Below are 13,130 nucleotides of genomic sequence, written 5' to 3' on the forward strand. Positions count from 1 at the left end.
GGTAGATTTTTCCTTTTTTTTATTCCTTTTGTTCTCTTTGTAGCATAAAAAAGCCGCTTTTAGTTTTTATACTGAAAGCGGCTTTTTAATCTTTAAATTATTTTGCTTGAAACTATTCTTTCATAACCTTTCTGACCAAGGTTCCTTTTTCGGTTTCAATTTTTAGGAAATACACAGCGCTATCTAATACCGAGATATCGATGGTGGAGTTCAACCCGTCAATATTCTTTAGGTTTCGCACGAGCCTTCCTCTCATATCTGTAAGGGTAATGGTATTGATTATTGAATTAGGGGAGTTGATAAACAACAGTCCATCGGTAGGATTAGGCACTACAGAAATGGCGGCAATAGCAGCAGCATCATCTCCTAGTATTCTTCCAAATCTATCATAGGCCATAAACTGAAGTGTAAACCTATTTGGGAAGTTTCCTTTTCGACTTCTAAATTTATAGGCCCCTTCTTTAGTAAGGTTGGTAATGGTTCTTGTAGCCTTATCTATTAGATATACGGTCGCGTTTTCAATGTCGACTCCTTCTAGTTGCTTAATGGTAATTTTAAAGGTGGTAGTCTCGTCTATTTGAGAAGCATATCCCATTGGGATTTGTATCTCCTTATTAAAGACTTCTCTACCTTGAATTCCTAAAGACATCGTATTGTCTGGTAAATGGGAGTATAGCGATACAAGGCTACCAATCTGATGGCTATCATATCCTGAATCATAGCTTTCTGTTGCCATTGGCATAAAGGCAATTAATACTTCACTGCTGAGACTGTATTGCGCATTTTCTAGCTGTAACCAGATTTTGTTGCCCTCTGATACAGTATTCCTTAGGGTGTTGTTCCCAGTGGTTACCCGCATTGCATTGTTAAAGATAGCGGTTCCCATTGCATTCGCTTTTACACCAAAACCTTGCGAGGTAGCGATCATACCATTGGGAGTTGTACTCCCATTGGTTGCGGGTGTTCCTGCTCCAATACCTCCAGAGAGGTTGTACATCGAGATGTCTTCCATCGAGAAGTTTTCAGTAGTTATATTTCCTCCTGGGAATGCCCCTGGCTCGGTAATATGCTCCCAGAAATATACTTCATCAATCTCAGGGTTTGCATTTAAAAATAGGGAGGCATCAATAGCAGATGGATATGGGTTGGCTAACATAGAGGGACTCGAATTCGCATCGCCGTTAAACTCCATTGCATAGGTAATAACTCCGTTGTTTAAGGTTCCTTGCTCATAGACTAAGTCATAGGTTGAATTTCCGTCGGCTAAGTTAGCTTGTGGATATACAAAATATCCTTCACCAGGGTTGATGATTCCTGTATGGAACACCCAGTCATTAAAATCAACATCCACAAAGTTGGCCACGACATTAGGCATATAGAAAGCATCCACAGCTGGGTCTGGATTAAACGCTGCCGTTAAATGTTTTACGACTCTAAAAGAGTTGTTATAAACCCCATTGCGCATTTCCATAGTCATTGGGCTACCAGAGAGGATAAAGTCTCTAGGAGCTACCTCTGGGGTGGTCACATTGACGTTGATGGTACCATCGTTGGTAACCATCGCACTGTCTTCTACTTGTACCACACTTCCGGTGTGTTCTACTAGTAAACTTCCCGTCACAGATACGGTAATATCTGTATTTACCAAGATATAATCCCCCGCATTAACACGAAGGGTTGCTCCTGGATTTACGATCAACTTACAGGCTTCAAAAGAACCTAAGAGCGCCGTATCATAATCTGCTTCGATGAGTACTAGGTTGTCAATACTGGGCATCACTGCACCCCAACCCGCAGCACCAAAGGTAGCTGTGGCTTGACAAGCATCACAATTAATAGCATCATTAACAAAGATGTTTTCGGTGGTGTCATTAGAACAGCCATTCGTATCGGCATAGGTATAGGTCACGGGAATGTTTCCTCCCACTGGGGCAGAGGCTGTTGGATCAAAGCTAAAGGTCATCCCATTGCCATCATCACTAACACCTATTCCAGAATAGATACCACCCGTTGGAGTTCCACCGCCTAGGCCAGTTACAACCACATCGAGCACACAAATATTTGGAGTAGGCACTACAAAGGTGACCGTTGGTGCATCAAAGACCTCCACCGTATCGTTTCCTGTACTTAAACAACCTATGTTTCCAACAAGGTATACCAATGTTTGTACTCCTGCACCAGCTACTGCTGGGTCAAAACTATAGGTCATCCCATTGCCATCATCGCTAACACCAGGTCCATAATACGTTCCTCCTGTTGGCAAAGCACCACCAAGACCCGTTTGAATACCTGCATCGATGCATAGATCTGCCGGTGCGTTAAAAGTTACTATTGAAGAACCAAATACTTGAACCGTATCAGCTGCTGTATTTGTGCAGCCTACATCTCCCGCGGTATAGCTTATACTTTGAGTTCCTACTCCTGCAACTGCAGGATCAAAACTATAGGTCATTCCATCACCGCCATCGGTAACACCTGTTCCTGAGTACACACCTCCTGTTGGAGAGCCACCACTTAAACCAGTTTGAACACCTGCATTAACACAAAGATCTGCAGGGGCTGTAAAGGTTACTATTGGTAAGGCAAGTACTTCCACATCATCAGAAGCTGAATTTGTACATCCATTTCCATTTGTAAAAGTGTAGCTAATGGTATTTGGCCCAATGCCTGCTGCTGTTGGGTCAAAGCTATAGGTCATTCCGTTTGCATCATCGGTAACGCCTGTTCCAGAATATACTCCGCCTGTTGGAGTTCCTCCCCCAAGACCAGCTTGTACACCTTCAGTGATACAGATATCTGCTGGTGCGGTAAACGCTACTACTGGAAGATCAAATACTTCTATAGTATCCATTGCAGTGCCTATGCATCCTGAATCATTCAAGGTATAGGTTATGGAGTGTATTCCAACGCCAGCTGCTACAGGATCAAAATTATAGGTCATTCCATTGCCATCATCGGTAACACCGGGTCCAGAATAAACACCGCCAGAAGCGAGTCCTCCGCCTAAGCCTGTCTGAACTCCTGCGTCAACACATACATCTGCCAGAGCCGTAAAAGCTACTACTGGTGTAGTAAATACTTCTACATCGTCTGATGCTGAACTTGAACATCCATTGCCATCCTCAAAAGTATATGTTATTGTATGAGTACCAGCGCCTGCTGCTGCAGGGTCAAAACTATAGGTCATTCCATTGCCATTATCGGTAACACCTGCACCAGAGTAGACACCTCCTGTTGGAGAGCCACCACTTAAACCAGCTTGTACGCCTGCAGTGATACATAGATCGGCCGGAGCCGTAAATACTACTGTTGGAAGTGCAAAGACTGCTACATTATCGGTTGCAGAACCTGAACAACTATTTGCATCTGTATAATCATAGGTTATGGTATGTGTTCCTACTCCAGCTGCTGCTGGGTCAAAGCTATAGGTCATTCCGTTTGCATCGTCGGTAACGCCAGTTCCAGAATAAACTCCGCCTGCTGGCGTAGCGCCACCAAGACCAGCTTGCACTCCTGCATCGATACATAAATCTGCCGGTGCTGTATATGTTACAGTAGGTATTACAAAAACTTCAACGTTATCTGATGCTGAACTTGTACATCCATTTGAGTCACTAACAGTATAGGTCAATACGTGTAGACCTACTCCCGCTGCTGCTGGGTCAAAACTATAGGTCATTCCGTCTCCATCATCGGTAACGCCAGATCCAGAATAAAGGCCTCCTGCTGGCGTAGCACCACCAAGACTGGTTTGCACACCTGCATCGATGCATAAATCTGTCAGGGCGGTAAATGTTACAACGGGTAATGCAAATACTTCCACATCGTCTGAGGCAGCATCTGTACATCCTGCAATTCCTAATGTATACATCAAAGTATGAACTCCAACACCAGCTGCTGCTGGGTCAAAACTATAAGTCATTCCATTCCCATTATCGGTAACACCTGTTCCTGAGTATACACCTCCTGGAGAAGTTCCTCCGCCAAGACCGGTTTGCACACCTGCATCTAAACAAAGATCAGTTGGTGCTGTGAAGGTTACTGTTGGCAATGGGAATACTTCAACAGTGTCATTTTCACTTCCAGAACATCCGTTTCCGTCTGTGAAGTTATACGTTATTGTATGAGTTCCTACTCCAGCTGCTGCTGGATCGAAGGCGTAATTGATTCCGTCTCCAGCATCTGTAACACCAGGTCCTGAATAAACGCCTCCTATTGGTGAACCACCAGTTTGGTTAGTTTGATTCCCTGCGTCTAAACAAAGATCAGTTGGTGCTGTAAAGGTTACTGTTGGCAACCCGAAGACTACAACAGCATCATTCGCACTTCCAGAACATCCGTTTCCGTCTGTGAAGTTATACGTAATAGTATGAGTTCCTACTCCAGCTGCTGCTGGATCAAATGAGTAATTGATTCCGTCTCCAGTATCTGTAACACCAGGTCCTGAATAAAGGCCTCCTGTTGGTGAACCACCAGTTTGGTTAGTCTGATTCCCTGCGTCTAAACAAAGATCAGTTGGTGCTGTGAAGGTAACAGTTGGCAAACTGAATACTACAACAGTGTCATTTTCACTTCCAGAACATCCGTTTCCGTCTGTGAAGGTATACGTAATTGTATGAGTTCCTACTCCAGCTGCTGCTGGATCGAATGCGTAATTGATTCCGTCTCCAGTATCTGTAACACCAGGTCCTGAATAAAGGCCTCCTGTTGGAAGTCCTCCTCCTAAACCAGTTTGATTTCCTGCGTCTAAACAAAGATCTGTTGGTGCAGTGAAGGTAACAGTTGGCAACCCGAATACTACAACAGTGTCATTTTCACTTCCAGAACAACTATTTCCGTCTGTGAAGTTATACGTAATTGTATGAGTTCCTACTCCAGCTGCTGCTGGATCGAATGCGTAATTGATTCCGTCTCCAGTATCTGTAACACCAGATCCTGAATAAAGGCCTCCTGTTGGAAGTCCTCCTCCTAAACCAGTTTGATTCCCTGCGTCTAAACAAAGATCAGTTGGTGCTGTGAAGGTTACTGTTGGCAACCCGAATACCTCCACATCAAAATTACAGTTTGCTGTATTGCTACTTCCATCTGTTGCAGTTAATACAATATTTGTTGTTCCCACACCTACTATTGTTCCTGCTGCAGGTACTTGAGTAACTACTAAACCTAAACAGTTATCTGCCGGTGTTGCTAATCCTGTATAATCTAGTATAGTGAAGTTACAAGATCCATCTACACTTCCTACTTGGTTACCTGGACACGAAATTGTTGGTGAGATTGTATCTAAAACAGTGACGTTTGCAATACAATTTGAAGAGTTGCCATTTCCATCATCGAATGTTACGGTAACATCAACCGGACCACCTGATCTTGTAAATGTTGCAGTTGGGAATGGAATTGCTGCAGTAGCATTAGTAAGCTCAGTATCTATAGCATTAGGTCCACTAAATGACCAACTACCTAATTGGAAAGTACTTCCATCAGGTCCTGTCTCAACATTACGATAAGCCCATCCATCTTGGTATTCCCATGGCTGACCAGTACCGTCAAGATTGATATCGCCAAAGACATCTATTACGGTAGTCTGAAAGAAAAGCTCAACAGCATCGTCACCATTAAGTAACGGTGCATTATTGTTAGTGTAGTCAGGGGCAAATCCAAAGTAGTTAGTAAACTCAGCAGCTTCGATTGCAAGATAGATGTAAGTTCCTGCTGTCACTGCTACTGCGGGGAATGTAAATTCTTCTCCATCAGTACCACCACCGTTGTTCGCGCTACCAACACCATATTGAGAAAGGTCTGCAATATCGTTAATCACGTAGAATTCGATAGCTTTTGGCATGCCACCAACTAAAGGACCGTCAATCACACCACTGATTACCAAATCATTTGCTGGGGCAGGGCCAGTGCTTACATCAGCACAAGTGAAAACTGTTTGAGATGCTGTAACAGTAACAGTTCCACAGTTATCTGTAGCACCACCATCGAGATCGTTTGGACTGATGGTTACGTTTCCTGTACCATCTAGGTAAACTGTAATATCCTGACAAATTGCGGTTGGTGCGACAACATCTCCTACCGTCACAATTATAGCTATTGGTAATGATTGACATGTTCCATTACTTTCAGTTACACCAAAAGTGTAAACTCCTGGTGCAAGACTTCCGATATTAAGAGTAGCTGTTGCCGGTGGCATTGGAACCGCACCTAATGGGGCAGGAATGCTGTTATAGAAAATTAAAGATCCTGCTCCAGAACCAGTAGCTGATAAGATAACATCGTCTCCTGGACAAACTGTCATCGGTGAGACAACAGATGGTGAAGCTGGTGGAGTTCCAATTACTACTCCAACATTACTTGAATTAAGACAAGTTCCTCCCGTTGTATATGTAACAGTGTATGTATTTGGTGCTGAAAGACCAATATTGATAAACCCAGTTGTCTGATTAATATTTAAACCTAATGGTAATACTGTGAATGTACCTCCACCCAATCCTGTGATTGTAGGTGTTGGGTCTGAATCTCCTAAACAATAACCAGCAGCACTATAACTGAATGAAGCATTGTCTAATCCGAATACGACAACATTATCATTTGCACCTCCATCACATCCGTTTCCGTCTGTAAATATGTAAGTAATTGTATGAGTACCTGCTCCAGCTACTGCTGGATCGAAAGAATAGTTAATTCCGTCTCCAACATCTGTTACACCAGGGCCAGAATAAACGCCTCCTGTTGGCGAACCACCAGTAAGGCCAGTTTGAATACCGGCATCGAGACATAGATCAGCAAGGGCGGTGAAGGTTACGGTTGGTACTGCAAAGACTACTACATTATCATTCGCACTTCCAGAACAGCCATTGCCATCTGTAAAGTTGTAGGTGATTGTATGCGTGCCTACTCCTGAAAATGCAGGATTGAATGAATAGGTAATTCCGTTGCCGTCGTCAACAACTCCAGGTCCTGAATAAACACCTCCTGCTGGAGATCCTCCAGTAAGACCAGTTTGATTCCCTGCATCAACACATAAGTCACCTAGCGTCGCAAAGCTTACTGTTGGCAAGCCAAATACGACTACGTTATCATTGGCACTTCCAGAACAGCCATTGCCATCTGTAAAGTTGTAAGTGATCGTGTGGGTTCCAACTCCGGCAGCAGCAGGATCGAATGTGTAATTAATTCCGTCTCCAGCATCTGTGACACCTGTGCCAGAATAAACGCCACCTGCTGGTGAACCACCAGTTTGGTTAGTTTGATTACCGGCATCGAGGCAAAGATCACCTAGGGCTGCGAAGGTTACGGTTGGTAGACTAAACACGACTACATTATCATTTGCACTTCCAGTACAGCTATTGCCATCTGTAAAGCTGTAAGTGATTGTGTGCGTACCTGCTCCGGCAGCAGCTGGATCGAAAGAATAATTAATTCCGTCTCCAACATCTGTTACACCAGTGCCAGAATAAACGCCGCCTGTTGGTGAACCGCCAGTAAGGCCAGTTTGAGTACCGGCATCGAGACATAGATCAGCAAGGGCGGTGAAGGTTACGGTTGGTAATGCAAACACTACTACATTATCATTCGCACTTCCAGAACAGCCATTGCCATCTGTAAAGTTGTAGGTGATTGTGTGCGTGCCAGCTCCTGCTGTTGCAGGATCGAATGCGTAATTGACTCCGTCTCCAGTATCTGTAACACCAGGTCCTGAATAGAGGCCTCCTGTTGGTGATCCTCCTCCTAAACCAGTTTGATTCCCTGCGTCTAAACAAAGATCAGTTGGTGCTGTGAAGGTTACTGTTGGAGCTGCATTAATTGTTACTCCAACGCCACTTGAATTTGGACAAGAACCTGCTGTTGTATAAGTAACAGTATATGTTCCAGGTGTTGATGCACTTACATCTATCGCTCCTGTTCCTGCATTTATACTTAATCCTCCTGTTGAACTAAATGTTCCGCCTCCTAATCCAAAAATTGTTGGTGTTGGATATGATGCATCTACACAATAGGCTGCTGCACCATAATTGAACGAGGCATCATCTAAAGCATTAATTGTTACTCCAACGCCGCTTGAATTTGGACAAGAACCTGCTGTTGTATAAGTAACGGTATATGTTCCAGGTGTTGATGCACTTGCGTCTATCGCTCCTGTTACTGCATTTATACTTAATCCTCCTGTTGAACTAAATGTTCCGCCTCCTAATCCAAAAATTGTTGGTGTTGGATATGATGCATCTACACAATAGGCTGCTGCACCATAATTGAACGAGGCATCATCTAAAGCATTAATTATAACTGAAACACTTGAGCTGTTTGCACAAGCTCCAAAAGTTGAATAAGTAACCGTATAACTACCAGGAGTTATAGTTGAAACGTCAATTGCACCAGTAACATTGTTAACTGTAAGGCCAGCACTTGCAAGGAACGATCCACCTGCTAAACCAGTAATGGTAGGAGTAGGATCCGCATCATCTAAACAATAAGCTGCTGCACCATAATTGAACGATGCATCATCTAAAGCATTAATTGTTACTCCAACGCCACTTGAATTTGGACAAGAACCTGCTGTTGTATAAGTAACAGTATATGTTCCAGGTGTTGATGCACTTACATCTATCGCTCCTGTTCCTGCATTGATATTTAATCCCCCTGTTGAACTAAATGTTCCGCCTCCTAATCCAGTAATTATTGGTGTTGGATCTACTGCATCTACACAATATGCTGAAGTACTATATGAGAACGAGGCATTGTCTAATGAATTTACTGTTACAGGTCTTGACCCACAAGATCCTGCTGTTACACAGCCTCCTTCTCCTCTTATATAATACGTTGTTGTTGAACTTGGTGAAACCACCAATGAATTACTTGTTGTTGTTGTTAATTGTGTTACTCCACAACTTGTTGTATAAACATGCCATGCTGTTGCATCATTCAATGATCCTGTCCAACTTAATGTTGAACTACCACTTGGGCAAATTGTAGTTGGGGATGCTGTAATTAATGGCACGTCTGGGTCTGTGCAGGCAGCTACTGTTGTATAAACTAAATTGTCATAATCTGCAGAGTCCCCTGATCCTGCTGTGCGTTCAAAAGTTAAAGTAGTAATACCGGTGAATCCAGATAAATAAATCGTCCCTGTCGCCCCAGAATTAAAAACTTGTGAATGTCCTAAGTTTGAGCTAACAGTAATTGTGTTATCTCCTGTCCACGGACCTACGGTAAAACTTATAGCGTTCCAAGTGCCTGCTGCCTTTGTAATATTTGAAGGACTCGCAAGGTTAGACTGAGCAATTGCATATTGTGTTAGACGAGCCCAATTAGAAAAGGAAAATCCAGATTCTGAAACACCTGCATCAAAAGTCATTGTCTGTGCTTGAAGCGAAATTGCAATACTAAAAAAGAAAAAAAATACGGTAAAAGTATTTTTTGTCATTCTTTTAATAGAATTGATTTTAGTTAATAATGAAGTAACTTTTTTCATAAAATTTAATTTTTATAGATTGGTTATAAATTCAAGATAGTTTATTTTTTATTGAATACAAATTTTTTAGTTGAAGTATAAATTTAATAGATATGGCCTTTTTAGTAGGTCTTTAGTATTTAACCAATCTGTCCAAGATCCGTCTGCATAATTTTTTGCTGGTGGAGAAAAAGATAATGATGTATCTACTATATGTGCAGGCGCTCTTAATGGAAGTTTATAATGTAGTAAATGCTAAAACAGATTCTACTGAAGCTATTGCTAAATTTTGGGACTGTAATCCCATAATTTCTCGCCATGAAGGGCATTTGACTTATTCTGAAAAAAAGCTAACTCCAGGCGGTCATTGGATGAATATCTGCAGAGCAGCAGCTATAAAACAAAATTTCAATATGATGGAAGTTTCTCATGCATATACTAGTTTATGCATTGGTATGTTTGATGCATTTATTAGTTGCTGGGAAGCAAAATATACAACAAATTATATTCGCCCAATTACTGTTATACAAAACAAAATTGATGCAAGTTGGACACCCATTTTATCTACCCCAAACTTTCCAGAATACCCAAGTGGACATAGCGTAGTATCAAGAGCTGCTTCTACAGTTTTAACAAATCTCTTTGGAGATAATTATGCATTTATTGACTCTACAGAAACTCCATATGGCATGCCCCAACGGTCATTTATATCCTTTTACAATGCTTCTGACGAAGCTGCAGTTAGTCGTCTTTATGGAGGTATTCATTATAAACCAGCAATTTATAATGGAATAGAACAAGGTAATAAAGTTGGGCAACACGTAGTTTCTAAAATCAAAACATTAAAAAAATGAAACATACTTATATCGTTTTAATTCTACTATTCATCCTCAGTTGTAAAGATAAAGAGACAGCAAAAAAGAAGGAGATTGAAGCTTTCTCTACCATCCCTAGTTTATTTACACTTTTAAATCAAGAAGAGAGTGGATTTTATTTTATGAACGAGGTCAATCAATCCGAAGCTTTTAATATAATGACCTATGAATATTTTTATAATGGTGGAGGCGTTGGTATTGGAGATATAAATAATGATGGACTTCCTGACATTTTTATGACAGGAAATACTTTTGGAGGTCGATTATATCTTAATAAAGGGAATCTGGAGTTTGAACAAATTTCAGGTTCTGCAAATATATTTACTAGAGGATTTACCACCGATGTTTCTTTTGTTGATATCAATGATGATGGATATCAGGACATTTATCTTTGCAAATCAATGGCAGGAGAAATAGAGTATAGAGAAAACCTCCTTTACATCAACAACCAAAATAATACATTTACTAATAAGGCCAAAGAATATGGAATTGCAGATGCCGGATTTTCAAATCAATCTGTATTTTTTGATAATGATAATGATAATGATGGAGATTTAGATTTATATGTAATAAATCATAGAGCAGATTTTGACAACGCACATTCAATCTACGACACTAAATCTTCTAAAGGAAATTTTGAGCCTGGAACCGTATTTTGGAAAGAAGAATATTCAGACAAGCTATATAGAAACAATGGAAATAATACTTTTACTGATGTAAGTAAAAAAGCACGAATTATCAATAATGATTTTAGCTTAAGTGCAGTGCCTTCAGACTTAAATGGTGATGGTTTTGTTGATTTATATATTGCTAATGACTTTGCTTCTAAAGATCATGCATATATCAACCAAGGTAATGGAACTTTTAAAGATGAACTAGAAGAACGGTTTGGACATATTCCTTTAAGCTCAATGGGTATGGATATAGCAGATTACAATAATGATGGTTATCCTGATGTTGTCAATCTGGATATGACCCCCGAAAATAATTATAGGCAAAAGCAGCTAAAAGATGCCAGTTCTTATGATAAATATCAATTGGGATTAGATTTTGGTTTTTATCATCAAATTAGCAGGAATAAGCTACACCGATTGGAGCTGGGGTGCATTATTTGCAGATTTTGATAATGATGGATGGCAAGATTTATTTATCTCTAATGGACACTATAAGGACATTACCGATCTAGATTATTTAAAATATCGTTCTATGGAAGCTGTAGAGCTCGCAAGAGGTAATGACCATGTAAAAGCACTTGATCTCATCAATTTAATGACGAGTACAAAGATAAGTAACTACATGTATCGCAATAATAAAAATTTACGTTTTAAAGATAAAACTAAAGATTGGGGATTAGATAAACCATCACATTCAAACGGTTCTGCATATGTTGATTTAGATTTAGATGGAGATCTAGATTTGGTTGTAAATAATTTTAATCAAGAAGCCTTTTTATATCGCAATAATGCCAGGGAACAGGATAAAGGAAACTATTTAGCCGTAGCTTTAAAAGGAAATAAAGGTAATATTAACGGCTTTGGAGCAAAAGTTAAGATCAAAACAAGCTCTGGAGACCAATTTAGAGAAGTAACACCCTACAGAGGGTTTCTATCTTCTGTTGATCAAAACTTACATTTTGGTTTGGGGGTAGATAGTGAAATTCTTGAATTAGAAATAATCTGGCCTAATGGGAAAAGTCAAATAATAAAAAACATTGAAGTAAATCAAAAAATTAAATTGAGTATTGCCGATGCTTCAACTTATTATAAATTAAACGCTACAAATAATAAGTTGTTTACAAATAAAGGGAATCTCGTTAATTATACGCACAAAGAGAACTCTTTTATAGATTTTAAACAGGAACCATTGTTGGAACATTTTTTATCGAACAAAGGGCCAGTTATTTTAGTGGGAGATGTAAATGGAGACACCCTAGAAGACTTTTACATTGGAGGAAGTGCAGATGAGTCTGGCACATTGTATATCCAAAAAACAGGAAGTACTTTCTCTAAAAAAGAAGTATCTTCTTTTATTGAAGATAAAAAACACGAAGATGCTGGGTGTGCATTTTTAGATATTAATTCAGATGGATATTTAGACCTTTACGTTTCAAGTGGAAGTAATGAATTTGCAGAAGGAAGCAATTATCAAGATAGAATTTATATTAATAATGGTAAAGGTGATTTTGAAAAACAAAATGATTTATTGCCGAAGATGGAAACATCAACCTCTTGCGTTACCACAATTGATTTTGACAACGATGGTGATTTAGACTTGTTTGTAGGAGGTTTTGCTAAAAAAAATAAATATCCGACATCTGAAAAAAGTTGGTTATTAGAAAATAGTAATGGTAAATTTATTGATCGCTCAGAGTTATTGCCTAATAATGGACTATTAGGAATAGTCAACGATGCAATTACAATATCAAACAACGAATTAGTAGTTGTTGGTGAATGGATGAATATTATCTATTTAAGAAAAAACAAATTAAATAAATTTATAGAGTCACCTGGTAATGGTTTAGAAAAAAGTAGTGGATGGTGGAACTGTGTTGATACTGCTGACTTTGATAATGATGGTGACCTAGATTTAATTGTTGGGAACAGAGGGTTAAACACGATGTTCAAACCTGTCAAAAATCATCCTGCAAAAATTTACTATGGTGATTTTGATGACAATAAAGACCTTGATGCTATTCCTTGTTACTACAATGAAACAGACCAAGTTTATTATCCAAAACATTCTTTAGATCAACTATTTAACAGCTCATTATTTTGAATCTGCTTATGTAGAAAACCTTGGTAATG

4 protein-coding genes are annotated in these 13,130 nt (G+C 39.9%); 3 read left to right on the forward strand and 1 reads right to left on the reverse strand.

Annotated elements, in window-relative coordinates; genetic code table 11:
* Positions 1 to 112 precede the first annotated feature (112 nt).
* Positions 113 to 9,472, reverse strand: coding sequence for a T9SS type A sorting domain-containing protein (locus ABXT67_RS06370; protein WP_415376440.1), 9,360 nt, complete (start codon positions 9,470 to 9,472; stop codon positions 113 to 115).
* A 176-nt stretch (positions 9,473 to 9,648) separates the two neighbouring features.
* Here ABXT67_RS06370 and ABXT67_RS06375 point away from each other — a divergent pair, with 176 nt between their 5' ends.
* Genes ABXT67_RS06375 through ABXT67_RS06385 form a run of 3 tightly spaced genes read left to right on the forward strand, consistent with a single transcriptional unit; the run spans position 9,649 to position 13,101 of the window.
* Positions 9,649 to 10,305 carry a vanadium-dependent haloperoxidase gene (locus ABXT67_RS06375; protein WP_415376441.1) on the forward strand — a complete coding sequence of 219 codons (657 nt, stop codon included), beginning with the start codon at positions 9,649 to 9,651 and terminating at the stop codon, positions 10,303 to 10,305.
* Entirely contained in the window at positions 10,302 to 11,450 is a 1,149-nt protein-coding gene (locus ABXT67_RS06380; protein ID WP_415376442.1) for an FG-GAP repeat domain-containing protein, read from the forward strand. The genes ABXT67_RS06375 and ABXT67_RS06380 overlap by 4 nt, the downstream gene beginning before the upstream one ends.
* Positions 11,377 to 13,101, forward strand: a complete 1,725-nt coding sequence (locus tag ABXT67_RS06385) for an FG-GAP-like repeat-containing protein (protein WP_415376443.1) — start codon at positions 11,377 to 11,379, stop codon at positions 13,099 to 13,101. The genes ABXT67_RS06380 and ABXT67_RS06385 overlap by 74 nt, the downstream gene beginning before the upstream one ends.
* The last annotated feature ends 29 nt before the right edge of the window (positions 13,102 to 13,130 follow it).

Origin of the sequence: Patiriisocius sp. Uisw_017, from assembly GCF_047731265.1 — a bacterium.
GTDB lineage: Bacteria > Bacteroidota > Bacteroidia > Flavobacteriales > Flavobacteriaceae > Patiriisocius.